The organism is Fictibacillus sp. EA-CB0309 (assembly GCF_055814265.1).
Genome location: NZ_CP169271.1, coordinates 1,018,320 through 1,032,050 on the forward strand (window position 1 = coordinate 1,018,320; position 13,731 = coordinate 1,032,050).

A 13,731-nucleotide genomic window follows, 5' to 3' on the forward strand; every position below is an offset into this window, starting at 1 on the left:
AACGATTGTCAATTTAAAGATGTTGAAGCAGAAACAATGAATGGTCCCGTCCGACTAACAGTTGATGCATCACAAGTTCGCTCGGAAACCATAAATGGATCGATTTATTGCCGGTTTGCCGCTGCTGTAGAGGGGTATGCATCTTTTAAGACAGTGACGGGAAAAATAGAAACTGAATTCCCAGAAACGTTAGAGCTTGATGCCGTGCTAAAAACCATCGTGGGCGGATTTGTCTGTGATTTTGACTCTGTAGAAGTGCGCGAAGAGAAGAAAGAAGTAACACGCAAGTTTCTTTCTTTTATTGCGAATAAAGGCAAAAGCTGGCCTCCATTTAAGTTGGAAGCAGAAGCGAAAACAGGCTCTGTCGTAGTGTTAAAAGCGAAATAGGGGTGACTTACATCATGAAAAAACTTAAACGATCGAACGACGCTAAAATATCAGGAGTATGTGGTGGAATCGCGGAATATATGGGGCTAGATCCGACGGTTGTCCGACTTGGAACAGTAGCAATTGCTTTATTTACAGCGGTTATACCAGTAGGCTTAACCTATTTTATCGCAATGGCGGTCATGCCTGAGGATAACGTATAAATGAAGAGCTGGCTGGCATCTCTATTAATTAATACGATTGCGTTAATGGTGGTAGCCGGTTACTTTGATGGCTTTCACATTGAAAATATCAGTGCTGCACTTTTAGCAAGCGTTTTATTATCACTGTTCAACGTATTTTTAAAACCGATCCTAGTTCTGTTAACCTTGCCTGTAACCATCATTTCATTAGGATTGTTTCTAGTCGTCATCAATGCCGCATTGTTGTCCTTAACAGCGGAATTAATGGGTGACTCGTTTAATATTGATGGCTTCGGTATGGCTTTGATCGCTGCCATCATCATATCTCTGCTAAACATGTTCCTGACCAATTTTGTGTTAGAGCCTTTGAAGAAAAGAAGGAAAAGAAAATAAAGAGTAAAGGGCATCTCTGAATAAGAGGTGTTTTTTTTGTGGAATTATACTGATTATGTATATCCGACTGTTGCAAATGATTCATGCATAAACCGTATCTGAACAAGCGTTTGGAGCAGAAAGAATTGTTTTTAACTTAAAAATAAGCAGAAATGCCCATCAATATGTCAGCTTTTGTAGTAATATGGTCCAATTTCAAATATTAGGTGATATGGTACATTTTAGTAGCGTTAAATATCTGAATATTCATATTAGTCAATCAGGAGGGGACGTAATGGGGAAAGGGAAAAAAGTTTGGGGTAAAACGGTGCTTGCTACAAGTCTATCATTAGGACTAGCGACATCATCTTTGTTTGCTGGTTCTGTTGATGCAAAAGCACAAACCGCTTTAAATGAGGTGTTGAAGGGGAAACACAGTCATTCTCATTCGCATTCTAGTTTGGATTTAGCAATTGTGAATGAAGATAAATTGCTAGAATCACTTATTAAGCGCGGGGTGATTTCAAAGGATGCTTCTGCGAAACAAAAGAAGCAGCACTTCACAACTACTTAGAGGTAAAGGGAAAGAGTGAAGAAGCTAAAGGCCATGATCCGCTTGCTGCTAAGGCAAAAGCTTCTGCTGCTGAAAAAGAACAGAAATTTAAAGAGTTTAATAACGGTCTATTAAAGGGCGATGGAAATAAAAACGGTCACCTTAAAGGTAATCCAGCGCCGGTAGAAGAGACAGCTCACACTGGTGATGTACGAAAAGACAAGGTTCTCGTACTTGCTGTAGAGTATTCTGATTTTGCACATAACAATATCAAACCTGGTGAAACAGACAACTATTATCCAGATTATCCTCTATCACATTATGAAGATATGATTTTCGGCGACAATGGTGTTAAAGGGCCAGACGGTGAAACGCTAGTTTCCATGAAACAATTTTATGAACAGCAATCAGGCGGTACTTACTCTGTTCAAGGTGAAGCGTTTGGTTGGTTAAAGGTGCCTGGAACAGCTGAATATTACGGAGCTGATAAAGCTTCAGGCGGTCATGATAACGTAACACCTGGAGGATCCAAACAATTAGTAGTAGACACTTACGCTGCTGCTAAAGCAGCTGGAGTACCACTACAAGACTATGATTTAGAAGATCCGCATGATTTAGATGGTGATGGTAATGTACGAGAGCCGGATGGCTTAGTCGATCACTTGATGATTATCCACGCTGGTATGGGACAAGAAGCAGGTGGCGGTTCTCTAGGAGATAACGCAATTTGGTCTCACCGCTCTGCAAAGTTTGTTGACCCTGATGGTCTTGGTAAAGGTATTCCTGGTTTCTATGACTACACGATGATGCCAGAAGATGGAGCTACTGGGGTTTTCGCTCACGAATATGGACATGACCTTGGATATCCAGATGAGTATGACACAGTTTACTCAGGAACAGGTGAAGCGGTTGCTTATTGGTCAATTATGGCTAGTGGTTCTTGGGCAGGGAAGATTCCAGGTACAGAACCGACTGGATTTTCTCCACTAGCTAAATCTTACTTACAATCTACATTAGGCGGTAATTGGACAACGCCTACAGCAGTTAATTGGGAAGATGTGTCCTCAAAAGGTACACAGTTTTTACTTGATCAGGCTAACTCACCGAATGGAAAAAATGAGCAGGCGATTAAAGTAAATCTGCCGCAAAAGAAAACATTTATAAACGCTCCTGCTTCAGGATCTTATGAATATTGGGGTGGACAAGCAGACGAGATGGATACAAAAATGGTAGCTGATGTTGACTTAACAGGGAAAAATACAGCAACGCTATCATTTGATGCATGGTATGAAATTGAAGAACAATGGGATTTTGCTTTTGTTCAAGTTTCTACCGATAACGGTTCTACTTGGAAATCGATTGGAAACGGTAATACTCGTTCAGATGTAGTGCCTGAAGGATATCCTACTATCCTAACATCTATGCCTGGATTTACTGGAAACTCAAATGGATGGCAACCACAATCATTTGATCTGTCTGAGTATAAAGGACAAAAGATTAAACTGCGCTTACGTTATGCAACAGACTGGGGTACTAGCAATGCTGGATTCTATGCAGACAACATTAAAGTTGTAGCTGATGGAACGACTCTTCTTGAAGATGGTGCAGAAGGAACAAGCCCGAGCAAGTTCACTTTAGATGGGTTTACAAAATCAGACGGTTACAAGTATGGTGACCATTACTATCTACTAGAGTGGAGAAACCATAAAGGTGTAGACATGGGTCTGAAAAACATTAAGCGTGGAGCTTCACTTATGAGCTACGATGGTGGATTAGTCGTTTGGTATGTTGATCCATCTTACACAGACAACTGGACAGGTATTCACCCAGGTGAAGGTTTCGTCGGTGTAGTTGATGCGCATGTGGATACGGATTTAACGTGGAGCACTGGGGTACAAGCAAGTACTCGTTTCCATGTTGCGGATGCAGCATTTGGATTAGATAAGACTTCTGGTTTGAATATTAACTATCCAGGTGTGCAATCACTATCTCTTCCTAGCCAACCAGGCGTATCACTATTTGACGACAGCAAATCTTATTTGAACAAATATATGCCTGACGCTGGACGTAAGACAGAAAACTACGGTCTTAAAATCCGCGTTAACGGACAAGCAAAAGACAAGTCTGTTGGAGCTGTAGTTATCTACAAATAACCATTCATCCCTCTCGCCAAAAGCGGGAGGGATTTTTATATCCACTTTAGTTAAAATGTGGTAAAATAAAATGAGTCTGTTTGAAAGAAAGGAACTTCAGTGACCTGTATGCCAACATTTAATCTGTAATGGAAAACAATTGGATCGCTTCTCAGCCGTTAAAAAACAAGGTGTTTTTGACCACGGGAGAAGTCTGTCTACATCCCATTACAGAGGAAATACAGCGAACTGCAGCCCGTTTCGTTTTTTAACGATGCGTTCCAAGTCCTCCTTGTTATAGGGGGCTTTTTTTCGTTCTGCAAGACTTTCAAATAGAAGTTGTATTCCCTCGCTACTATTACGAGGTGAATTTATGATGCAAACTAAACAATACTCTTTATTACTTCTTAAAAAACAAGAAGCCGACACAGTGAAAAAACAATGCAAGATGTGTGGAAAGGTCACGATTTTTACAGATACGACAATAAGGAGACATAATGCGAACGGTAAAAACATTTATCAATTTGCGATTTATAAGTGTCCGAAGAATCACTCGTGGAACAAAAAGCTCGATATTTATAAATCGTTTACCAATCACGTGGATCCTTCGACACTTGTTCCTTCAGAGTTTAAGTCAATTGAGAAAGGTGAGAAGATATCTCTTTCTGTATCAGAGAACGAATCCTATGAAATTAACATTACAGGGGCAGATGGAAGCTTCCGTTTAGACCGTACGCTTGCCGACCATATCGAAGGATGGAGCCGTACAGAAATCGCGCAAAGAATTAAAAGCGGCACTATTCTTTTAAACAATCGTTTAACAAAGCCAAGTCAAAAGCTAGCAATTCATGATAGAATTTCAATAATTATAAAGAAATAAACAACAAATCCAAGGCCGTTTGTACTTTTCAAACGGTCCTTGTTTTTAAAAAGGGGCAAATCAAAATGGAAACAGAACGTCTTCAATTCAGGTGCTACACATATGATGATTTTCCGTTTTTCGCCTCATTATGGGCTGACCCCGACGTCGTCCAATATATCGGCAAAGGCGTAACCCGTTCACAAGAGGAAGCTCAAAAAAGTTTCCAAGAATGGCTTCTGCCAGGCTATCGAGAAGGAAGAGGCCTGTATCTTATTCTTCATAAAGAAACCGAGCAGCCTATAGGGCACGCTGGAGTGGTTCAACAAACAATCGATGGGAAAAAGAATTTGAAATTGGGTATTGGCTCGCAAAGAAACATTGGGGTCACGGCTACGCAACCGAAGCAGCAACATTTTTCAAAAATTACGCAATCAACGAACTTGAAATCACAAGACTCATCTGTCTAATTCAGAGAAACAACAAAAAATCCATCTTAGTCGCTTCCAAACTAGGTTTGACGCTTCATAAAGAAACGACGTTTAATACAATACCAGTAGATGTATACGTCTGGTCAAAAAGTAAGAAATAACAACATGTACTCTTTGGTTAAACCATGGGTGAAGTGATACAATAGAATCATTGGAAAATGTCGAGGAGGACCCTATGGCGAAGGTACATATTCATGAATTAATCAAAAAATTTCAACTGGAGCTCGTTAGTGGTGAAGAAGGTATTCACCGCACCATTCGAACGAGCGATATCTCACGGCCAGGTCTTGAGATGGCAGGGTATTTTACTTTTTATCCTGGAGAGCGTCTTCAATTATTAGGTAAAACAGAGCTTTCCTTTATTTCGGAGCTTGATCCTGAAACGCGTATGGAGCGTTTAACGGCACTTTGTACGGATGAGACACCTGGAATTATCGTTTCGCGCGATATTGAAGTTCCTAAAGAGCTACTTAAAGCTTCTCACAAAAGCGGTGTGCCGATTATGCGTTCACCTGTAACGACAACGCGCCTTTCTAGCCGCATCACCAACTATTTAGAGAGCCGTCTGGCGCCAACGACTGCCAAGCATGGCGTACTCGTTGATATTTACGGAATCGGTGTTTTGATTACTGGGAACTCAGGAGTTGGGAAAAGTGAAACCGCTCTTGAACTCGTAAAACGAGGGCACCGATTGGTCGCAGACGATTCCGTAGAAATCAGACAGGAAGATGAAGATACGCTAATCGGCAGCGCGCCTGAATTGATTCAGCATCTGCTCGAGATCCGCGGTCTTGGCATCATCAACGTAATGACACTGTTTGGTGCAGGAGCCATCCGCAACTACAAAAAAATCGCAATCGTTATGAATCTTGAAGCTTGGGATTCTAAAAAGGTGTATGACCGACTAGGATTGGAAGAAGAGACAACAAAGATCATTGATACAGAGATTCCGATTCTGACGATTCCTGTTCGTCCTGGACGAAACTTAGCCGTCATTATTGAAGTAGCTGCGATGAACTTCCGTTTAAAAAGAATGGGAATGAATGCTGCACAGCAATTCTCGGATCGTTTGACGGATGTGATTGAAGCTGGAGATGACGACGATATATAGAAAATAGAAGGAAGTGGAGAATGTGGAACAAACGATTCAGCCTTTAAGTCGTGTTGCGCTCGAGTTAGGGCCGATCACGATTTATTGGTACGGACTTATTATTGGTTTTGGCGCTATGCTTGGTCTGTGGCTCGCTGTAAGAGAATCTGAACGACGTGGGCTGGCTAAGGATACCTTTGTTGATGTCGTTATGATTGCCGTACCTGTTGCCATTCTATGTGCGAGACTTTATTATGTGGCGTTTGAATGGGACTTTTATAAAGAAAACCCTAGTAAGATTCTAGCTGTTTGGGAAGGCGGAATTGCGATCCACGGTGCGCTTATCGGTTCATTTTTAACAGCACTCATTTTCTCTAAAAAAAGAGGCATCTCTTTTTGGAAACTCGTAGATATTGCAGCACCTAGCATCTTGCTTGGTCAGGCGATCGGGCGCTGGGGCAACTTTATGAATCAGGAAGCTCATGGCGGAGAGGTTACGAGAAGCTTTTTAGAGTCACTCATGCTTCCAGACTTTATCATCAATCAGATGTACATTGACGGTGCTTATTATCATCCAACGTTTCTTTATGAATCGCTTTGGAGTTTTCTCGGTGTGATCGTTCTTCTTTACTTACGAAGAGTAAACCTTCATCGAGGAGAGCTATTCTTAACGTATATCATCTGGTATTCGATCGGCCGTTTCTTTGTTGAAGGACTCCGAACGGACAGTCTAATCGTATGGGGAACTTCACTTCGCATCGCTCAAGTGGTGAGTTTAATTTGGATTGCTGCGGCAGTCATCCTTTGGGTTTACAGAAGAAAAGCAGGGTTAGCTGAGAAACGCTACTTAGAAAGTTAAGGAGGCGAATGAAAAGTGGAAACGTTAAAAAAAGGCACGCTTGCAGGCTTGAAAACCACTTGGACGCTAGGAAAGATCATCTTTCCTGTAACGTTAATCATCACACTCCTTAGCCATACGCCTGTATTGGATTGGCTGATTTCCGTTCTGTCACCAGCTATGAAATGGATTGGTTTACCGGGTGAAGCGGCAATTCCGCTCGTACTCGGGAATTTTCTTAACCTTTATGCGGGAATAGGCGGTATTTTAACGCTTGACTCATTAACGGTTCAAGATGTTTTTATTCTGGCTGTTATGCTTTCGTTTTCTCATAACTTGTTTATTGAGTCAGGTGTTGCGGCGAGTGTTGGCATTAAACTATGGGTGATTTTGCATGTGCGTATCGGATTAGCACTTTTCTCAGCTTTCATGATCAACCTTTTATGGGATGGCGGAACAGAAAAAGCGCAATACGGTTTTATTTCAAAGCCTGAAGCAGCACCAAATGGCTGGGGAGAAATCACGCTTACCGCGCTTGAAAAAGCATCTCTTGGCATTCTGCAGCTCGCACTTATTGTGATACCACTCATGATCATCATGCAATATATGAAGGACAAAGGCTGGCTGAACAAGTTTTCGAACTGGATGGCTCCTGCTATGAAACTTTTAGGAATGAAAGAAAACACGTCCATGACGATGGCTGCTGGACTTACGATCGGTCTCGCGTATGGGGCAGGTGTTATGATGCAGGCAGCAAAAGAAGACGGCGTATCAAAGAAAGATCTGTATCTTGCTTTTATATTTCTTGTTAGCTGTCATGCTGTTGTAGAAGATACGCTTGTTTTTGTTCCGCTCGGTATCCCGGTGCTTCCGCTCTTGATCATTAGAGTCGTGACCGCCATCGTACTTACTATTGTCGTAGCTTATTTCTGGAACAAGATGGAGCGGAAAAATAGTTTAACAAGAGAGGAATTACAACATGAAACGCGACACCATACTATTTGATTTAGACGGAACATTGATCAACACAAATGAACTGATCATCGCTTCTTTTCTTTATACACTGGATAAACACTTTCCTGAACAATACAACCGTGAACATATCCTTCCATTGATGGGGATGCCGCTTGTTGAAACGATGGAACAGTTTGATAAGGAAAAAGTGCAAGACTTAGTCCAAACGTACCGTGAACATAATATCTCTCATCATGATGAGCTTGTAACAGAGTTTGAAGGAGTTTTTGAAACGGTAGAAGAATTGTATAAAAAGGGCTATAAACTGGGCATTGTAACGACAAAAATGAGAAATACGGTTGAGATGGGCTTGAGACTCGTTGGACTCGACAAATTTTTTCAAACGGTTGTTACACTTGATGATGTTGAAAAAGCGAAGCCTGATCCAGAACCGATTCAAAAAGCCCTTGCGTTGCTAAGATCTACACCAGAACAAGCCATCATGGTTGGCGATAGCAAGTATGATATTCTTGCTGGGCAGAACGCAGGAACACAAACAGCTGGTGTGGCTTGGACCATTCGCGGCAACGACTATTTGCAGCAGTTTAATCCGGATTTCATGCTAAATGAGATGACGGATTTGCTGGATGTTTTAGGAGAGAGATAATTGCGTAATACAGAGCGTTATCCGGTCAAAGGGAGGAACTCGTTGTACCAGGTGTATGATACGGTTCCTTTCTGGAAAGTTGTGAAAAATTTCATTGCCATTCAAGTCGCTCGTTACACGCCATTTTTGCCGGTTAAAAATTGGCTGTACCGTACTTTTTGAAGATGAAAGTCGGTGAAGGAACGGCTTTTGCACTGATGGTCATGCCGGATATCATGTTCCCAGAACGGATTTCGGTAGGGAAGAACTGTGTAATCGGCTATAACACAACAATTTTAGCTCACGAATATTTAATAAAAGAATATCGTCTAGGTGATGTGATTGTGGGTGATGAAGTGATGATTGGTGCGAATTCCACGATTCTCCCAGGTGTCACGATTGGTGATGGTGCGATTGTATCTGCCGGAACACTCGTCCACAAAAATGTCCCAGAAGGTTCTTTCGTTGGCGGCAATCCGATGCAGGTTATTTATACAAAAGAAGAACGTTCGAAGAGGGAAATGGAAAACAGCTAGAAATTTGTCGGAAGTTCCCCTCTTGGGTTTTCTTGTGTTTAGTCGTATACTTAAAACAGGCAAAAAAGCGAAAGCTGGAGGCGCATACTATGAGAAGGAAATCATTCTCGATCGTTTTTATGAAGAACACGTTTAAAATTGGACACCTCGTTGAAGACAACTGTCAGTCTCAGCATGCACCGAAAGCATCACATCCACAAAATAAGGCCGAACAGTTGGCTGCCCGCGATACCTATCGTTTCCGTACAGCTGTGTCAAAAATGAAAGGCCACGGTCTTGTTAAGCATTACGAACTTCAAAGCCAACGTGCAAAGCTGGTTTTCTACGGCGATTATTCTACCTACAAACGTAACGTACCTCATATTGCGTTTACACGCGAACATTTTCAACACTACTTTGGAACAGAAGACTTAATCTGTGAATTTCTCCTTGATACTTCTATTTATTTATTAAAAGAACTCCATTTTTTAAACGAGATTCAATTGGATATTCCGAGTCATGGCAAAATGTATACGGTCGAATTGACGCGTCAAGAACTGGACGACTACATGAAGTGTGACCTGACAGAAATGAAAGATGGCCATCACCATAGATTCTTCTACATCTACCGGGACGAAGAGCTGGATCAGTTCACGAATCAATTTGTTAAAGTCAAACGTTTAAGACGAAAAAAATTATAAAGTGATTAAAAACTGGCGCCCAAACGTCTTTTAAATGGGTACCAGTTTTTTTGATGTGTGAAGAATGGGGGTCTCGGTAAGAGAAGATAGGCTGAGCGAGATTTGTCGAGGATTGTAGACTCGTCATTAAATCAGCCGAATTGGTGAATATATAGCGCTTATTTTTCAAAATAAGAGCTATAAAGGTGAAATTATTGCTGAATATGGTGAAATTAAATCAATGAGGTATCTATCTGATTCTTTAATTACCCTCAAAAACGCTGATTTTCGTAATATGATGTCGATTAAGCAGCCTTACAAGCCCCAATGTAGACCCCTTTCAAAAAAATCTATTCCTTTTGTTGAAAAATATATTTATAATAAAAATGTTCCTTTTTTAAATTTTTGAAAAATTGAAAGCGTTTTAACAACATGAGAAGGCAGGAGGAAAACTGAATATGGATTACGGTGTTATTTTTTCAATTAGTCTTTATATGATTGGTATGGTGCTGATCGGTTTGTATGCGTATCGCAAGACCGACAACCTCACTGATTATATGCTTGGCGGAAGAAACCTTGGACCGGCCGTTACGGCACTTAGTGCAGGTGCATCAGATATGAGCGGATGGCTATTGATGGGTCTTCCGGGTGCAATGTACGTGTCAGGTTTGAGTGCTGGATGGATTGTTGTAGGATTGTGTGCAGGAGCTTATCTGAACTGGCTTTTTGTTGCACCGCGTCTTCGAACATATACAGAAGTAGCGAACAACTCAATCACGATTCCAGATTATTTTGAGAATCGCTTTAAAGATTCGTCTCGCATTCTGCGAATCACATCTGCTGTGATTATCGTGATTTTCTTTACTTTTTATACGTCTTCTGGAATGGTTGCAGGCGGACAATTGTTTGAAACAGCATTTGGCCTGAACTACATGTGGGGAATCTTGCTTACAGCTGGAGTAGTTATTATTTATACATTATTCGGCGGTTTTTTAGCAGTAAGCTACACGGATTTCGTTCAAGGGGCCATCATGTTTGTGGCGTTAATTCTTGTTCCGCTTGTTGCAATCTTGAAAGTTGGCGGATGGGATGCCTCGTTTAACGAGATTGAAAGTATTAGCCCAACCCTACTCGATGCATTTACAGGGACAAGCTTAATCGGCATCATCTCATTACTTGCATGGGGCTTAGGTTACTTCGGGCAGCCGCATGATTATCGTCCGCTTTATGGCGATCTCGTCTGTAAAAGAGATGAAGAGCGCTAGACGAATCGGAATGGGCTGGATGATCTTCTCCATCGTTGGAGCGATGTTTACAGGACTTGTTGGGATTGCTTATTTTAATCAAGCGGGTGCTCCTTTAGGTGAGGCGAAAGCCGAAACGGTATTTATCTTATTATCTGAAGTATTGTTCCACCCGATTATTACTGGTTTCTTGTTAGCTGCTATTCTAGCGGCTGTTATGAGTACGATTTCTTCTCAATTGCTTGTGACGTCAAGTGCTTTAACAGAAGACTTTTACAAAGCATTCGTAAAACGTTCTGCTTCTGATAAGGAGCTCGTGCTAGTAGGGCGTTTAGCTGTTTTGGCGGTTGCCGTAATTGCTTTTGTGATGGCACTGAATCCGAGTGAAACAATACTGAATCTAGTAGGCTATGCATGGGCTGGATTTGGTGCAGCGTTCGGACCGGTCGTATTGTTTAGTCTATATTGGAAACGCATGACAAAGTGGGCAGCGTTCGCTGGTATCGTAGTCGGAGCTGTAACGGTTATCGTTTGGGAGCTGATCCCGGCATTTGCAGATGTATATGAAATCATCCCTGGTTTCATCGCATGTTCACTAACGATTGTGGTTGTGAGTCTCATGACCAAGGCACCAAGCACTGTCATTCAAGAAGAATTTGAAGAAACGAAGCGTTTAGTAAGTTAATAGAGTGAAGGGACTGACCATCATGCGCTTTTGTGCTCATATTGGTCAGTTTTTTGTTAGAGTAGGGGTTATCAAAGGTCCATCTCCAGTTTGATTTAAATTGAGGAGGAATCGAAGTGAAAATAGGATACTCACTTTTTGATTCATTGCCGCAGGGTGATATCTTAAAAGGAATACTTGATTTGCATTACAAAATTTTTGGCAATTCACCCGACTTTCTTTCCAAAATGAAATCTAAACCTCAGTTAACCATTGTTGTTGCTCAGCATGATGACCATGTTATTGGTTATAAAATTGGGTATGAGCTGAATCAAAACAACTATTACAGCTGGCTAGGAGGAGTGGATTTTAATTACAGAGGACAAGGAGTCGCTTCAAAGTTAATGGATCTGCAGCATATGTATCTAAAGGAAAATGGTTATTCTGTTGTGCAAACAAAAACGATGAACAAGTGGCGCGGCATGTTAATTTTGAATATTAAAAGTGGTTTTGATGTGATTGAAACGTATACGAATAAAGAAGGATTACATAAAATAATTTTGGAAAAAAGGCTCGGAAAGTAAACAATTGTTTAAAAGCAGTAACGGTGAATAGCAGCGCCCGCATATGATTGTATAAGCGGGGTGAATGACATGGGTATAAAAGAAAAAGTGAAGCAGTGGTTTTTAGGGCCGCTTTATACGCAAGAGTCATTAATACCAGTTGAAAACGAGGAACAGTTTACCTACAGTTTGGACCTAGGGTGTCCGGTTATCTTTACGATGAGGGACGGTTACGGCCTAATTCTATTTGATAAAAAAGAGCAGCTCGGAATTGTTTATGTAAAAGATGTCTTCGGGCTGAACGAGGATTATAGAAGTTATTTTACGATGCCTGACTTAATCTGTTTTTTAAGGATCATGTGAGTGAAGGAATTTCCTTTTATACGTGGAATAGTTAATGAATAATGTAGTGTGCAGCACCTCAACTAATGGGGTGTTGTTTTTTAAATCGTATAGAAAGAGAGTCATAGAAATGCCCATTATTGAACATCGAGAATTTATAAAAGCTTCTCCAGAACTGTGCTTCGACCTTGCTCGGAACGTTGATGTACACACACAAACGACGTCCCATACGAAAGAAAGAGCAGTGGGCGGGGTAACGACAGGTCTTATGGAAATAGGGGACTCTGTTACATGGGAGGCTGTGCATCTTGGTGTAAAACAAAGACTTATAGCCAAAATTATTGAAATGGACCGACCACATATGTTCGTAGACGTGATGGTAAAAGGAGCTTTTCACTCATTCGTTCACACGCACACCTTTGAACAGAAAGAGAACGGAACGGTGATGGTGGACCACTTTCACTATACGTCTCCGATAGGCGTGATTGGCAGATTAGCAGATTGGCTGTTTTTAGAAAAGTACATGACGAATTTTTTAGTTGGACGAGCTAAAGCATTAAAAAAGATAGCGGAAAGCAAGGATCATACATAAAGAGAGAAAGCAGTGATAGACGATGAAGATTGGACTGGTACGTCATTTTAAAGTGACACGAGGCTACCCGACTGAAAAATGGATTACGCCGTCTGAATTTGATCAATGGATGAAAGAATATGAAGCGTCAGATGTGGAAGAAACAGAGGTGGATCTAGGCGGCATCACTTGGCAAAAATGCTATTCCAGCACGGTTCGACGAGCAGAGTTTACCGCAGAAAAAATATATGATGGTGAATTAATCAAAACGGATGATCTTCGTGAAATTCCTGTGTATCCATTTTTTAAACGAGATATTAAGATTCCGATGATTCTTTATCCGCTTTGTATTCGTACGGCTTGGTTTTTTAACCATAAATCACAGCTCGAGCGCAGAACCGATGTGGAGAAGCGGGTTTCAAAATGGTTGACCGCATTTTAGAGGAGAACGGCGAAAATGCGCTGGTGGTCAGTCATGGTGCACTCATGATGTTTATGAGAAAAGAACTGATCCGAAGAGGGTTTAAGGGACCAAGGTTAGGCAGACCCCAGAATGCGAAGCTATATTTGTTTGAGAAGATTTGATTTCTGCTGAAATGGTGTGAGTTTGTATATAAGAAAAACTGGCATCAACACTTAACAAAAAGT

The 13,731-nt window shown here is 41.2% G+C and carries 16 protein-coding genes and 4 pseudogenes; all 20 read left to right on the plus strand.

Annotated features, from left to right (window positions below):
* Positions 1-36 precede the first annotated feature (36 nt).
* The 20 genes and pseudogenes from ACEWFH_RS05595 (at position 37) to ACEWFH_RS05690 (ending at position 13,668) form a co-directional block, all read left to right on the plus strand.
* The gene (locus tag ACEWFH_RS05595; RefSeq protein WP_473726455.1) at positions 37-387 is read left to right on the plus strand and encodes a DUF4097 family beta strand repeat-containing protein; all 351 of its coding nucleotides are present in this window, start codon (positions 37-39) and stop codon (positions 385-387) included.
* A gap of 14 nt (positions 388-401) precedes the next feature.
* A complete protein-coding gene (locus tag ACEWFH_RS05600) occupies positions 402-590 on the plus strand; it encodes a PspC domain-containing protein (protein WP_473726456.1) in 189 nt (62 codons plus the stop codon).
* Positions 591-962: a phage holin family protein gene (locus ACEWFH_RS05605; RefSeq protein ID WP_473726457.1), complete on the plus strand. Its 372-nt coding sequence runs from the start codon at positions 591-593 to the stop codon at positions 960-962.
* Between the two features lie 274 nt (positions 963-1,236).
* On the plus strand, positions 1,237-1,515 hold the full coding sequence (locus ACEWFH_RS05610) for a hypothetical protein (RefSeq protein ID WP_473726458.1): 279 nt from the start codon (positions 1,237-1,239) through the stop codon (positions 1,513-1,515).
* Between the two features lie 230 nt (positions 1,516-1,745).
* Positions 1,746-3,095: pseudogene (locus ACEWFH_RS05615) on the plus strand (immune inhibitor A domain-containing protein); the annotation flags it as partial.
* Positions 3,096-3,212: 117 nt separating this feature from the next.
* Positions 3,213-3,647 (plus strand): hypothetical protein, encoded by a 435-nt coding sequence (locus ACEWFH_RS05620; RefSeq protein ID WP_473727225.1) that lies wholly within the window; start codon positions 3,213-3,215, stop codon positions 3,645-3,647.
* 355 nt (positions 3,648-4,002) lie between these two features.
* The gene (locus ACEWFH_RS05625; RefSeq protein WP_473727226.1) at positions 4,003-4,506 is read left to right on the plus strand and encodes a DUF1062 domain-containing protein; all 504 of its coding nucleotides are present in this window, start codon (positions 4,003-4,005) and stop codon (positions 4,504-4,506) included.
* Between the two features lie 65 nt (positions 4,507-4,571).
* Positions 4,572-5,077 (plus strand): annotated as a pseudogene (locus ACEWFH_RS05630) (GNAT family N-acetyltransferase).
* A 74-nt stretch (positions 5,078-5,151) separates the two neighbouring features.
* Positions 5,152-6,087, plus strand: a complete 936-nt coding sequence (gene hprK, locus ACEWFH_RS05635) for an HPr(Ser) kinase/phosphatase (RefSeq protein ID WP_473726459.1) — start codon at positions 5,152-5,154, stop codon at positions 6,085-6,087.
* A gap of 22 nt (positions 6,088-6,109) precedes the next feature.
* A complete protein-coding gene (lgt, locus tag ACEWFH_RS05640; protein ID WP_473726460.1) occupies positions 6,110-6,925 on the plus strand; it encodes a prolipoprotein diacylglyceryl transferase in 816 nt (271 codons plus the stop codon).
* A gap of 15 nt (positions 6,926-6,940) precedes the next feature.
* The gene (locus tag ACEWFH_RS05645; protein ID WP_473726461.1) at positions 6,941-7,909 is read left to right on the plus strand and encodes a nucleoside recognition domain-containing protein; all 969 of its coding nucleotides are present in this window, start codon (positions 6,941-6,943) and stop codon (positions 7,907-7,909) included.
* A complete protein-coding gene (gene ppaX / locus ACEWFH_RS05650) occupies positions 7,884-8,525 on the plus strand; it encodes a pyrophosphatase PpaX (protein WP_473726462.1) in 642 nt (213 codons plus the stop codon). Before ACEWFH_RS05645 ends, ppaX begins: the two co-directional genes overlap by 26 nt.
* Positions 8,526-9,040, plus strand: a pseudogene (locus ACEWFH_RS05655) (acyltransferase).
* Between the two features lie 89 nt (positions 9,041-9,129).
* Positions 9,130-9,720: a hypothetical protein gene (locus ACEWFH_RS05660; protein ID WP_473726463.1), complete on the plus strand. Its 591-nt coding sequence runs from the start codon at positions 9,130-9,132 to the stop codon at positions 9,718-9,720.
* Positions 9,721-10,157: 437 nt separating this feature from the next.
* Positions 10,158-11,628, plus strand: a pseudogene (gene putP, locus ACEWFH_RS05665) (sodium/proline symporter PutP).
* A gap of 116 nt (positions 11,629-11,744) precedes the next feature.
* Positions 11,745-12,191, plus strand: a complete 447-nt coding sequence (locus tag ACEWFH_RS05670; RefSeq protein WP_473726464.1) for a GNAT family N-acetyltransferase — start codon at positions 11,745-11,747, stop codon at positions 12,189-12,191.
* A 69-nt stretch (positions 12,192-12,260) separates the two neighbouring features.
* The gene (locus tag ACEWFH_RS05675; RefSeq protein ID WP_473726465.1) at positions 12,261-12,533 is read left to right on the plus strand and encodes a hypothetical protein; all 273 of its coding nucleotides are present in this window, start codon (positions 12,261-12,263) and stop codon (positions 12,531-12,533) included.
* 109 nt (positions 12,534-12,642) lie between these two features.
* Positions 12,643-13,104 carry an SRPBCC family protein gene (locus tag ACEWFH_RS05680; protein WP_473726466.1) on the plus strand — a complete coding sequence of 154 codons (462 nt, stop codon included), beginning with the start codon at positions 12,643-12,645 and terminating at the stop codon, positions 13,102-13,104.
* Between the two features lie 22 nt (positions 13,105-13,126).
* Positions 13,127-13,525 carry a histidine phosphatase family protein gene (locus ACEWFH_RS05685; RefSeq protein WP_473726467.1) on the plus strand — a complete coding sequence of 133 codons (399 nt, stop codon included), beginning with the start codon at positions 13,127-13,129 and terminating at the stop codon, positions 13,523-13,525.
* The gene (locus ACEWFH_RS05690) at positions 13,507-13,668 is read left to right on the plus strand and encodes a hypothetical protein (RefSeq protein WP_473726468.1); all 162 of its coding nucleotides are present in this window, start codon (positions 13,507-13,509) and stop codon (positions 13,666-13,668) included. Before ACEWFH_RS05685 ends, ACEWFH_RS05690 begins: the two co-directional genes overlap by 19 nt.
* The last annotated feature ends 63 nt before the right edge of the window (positions 13,669-13,731 follow it).

Bases quoted from the DNA above. Each gene is read 5' to 3' on its own strand.
- ACEWFH_RS05595 (WP_473726455.1), top strand. From the start codon at position 37: ATGAATGGTCCCGTCCGACTAACAGTTGATGCATCACAAGTTCGCTCG.
- ACEWFH_RS05600 (WP_473726456.1), top strand. From the start codon at position 402: ATGAAAAAACTTAAACGATCGAACGACGCTAAAATATCAGGAGTATGT.
- ACEWFH_RS05605 (WP_473726457.1), top strand. From the start codon at position 591: ATGAAGAGCTGGCTGGCATCTCTATTAATTAATACGATTGCGTTAATG.
- ACEWFH_RS05610 (WP_473726458.1), top strand. From the start codon at position 1,237: ATGGGGAAAGGGAAAAAAGTTTGGGGTAAAACGGTGCTTGCTACAAGT.
- ACEWFH_RS05620 (WP_473727225.1), top strand. From the start codon at position 3,213: ATGGGTCTGAAAAACATTAAGCGTGGAGCTTCACTTATGAGCTACGAT.
- ACEWFH_RS05625 (WP_473727226.1), top strand. From the start codon at position 4,003: ATGCAAACTAAACAATACTCTTTATTACTTCTTAAAAAACAAGAAGCC.
- hprK (WP_473726459.1), top strand. From the start codon at position 5,152: ATGGCGAAGGTACATATTCATGAATTAATCAAAAAATTTCAACTGGAG.
- ppaX (WP_473726462.1), top strand. From the start codon at position 7,884: ATGAAACGCGACACCATACTATTTGATTTAGACGGAACATTGATCAAC.
- ACEWFH_RS05660 (WP_473726463.1), top strand. From the start codon at position 9,130: ATGAGAAGGAAATCATTCTCGATCGTTTTTATGAAGAACACGTTTAAA.
- ACEWFH_RS05675 (WP_473726465.1), top strand. From the start codon at position 12,261: ATGGGTATAAAAGAAAAAGTGAAGCAGTGGTTTTTAGGGCCGCTTTAT.
- ACEWFH_RS05680 (WP_473726466.1), top strand. From the start codon at position 12,643: ATGCCCATTATTGAACATCGAGAATTTATAAAAGCTTCTCCAGAACTG.
- ACEWFH_RS05685 (WP_473726467.1), top strand. From the start codon at position 13,127: ATGAAGATTGGACTGGTACGTCATTTTAAAGTGACACGAGGCTACCCG.
- ACEWFH_RS05690 (WP_473726468.1), top strand. From the start codon at position 13,507: ATGGTTGACCGCATTTTAGAGGAGAACGGCGAAAATGCGCTGGTGGTC.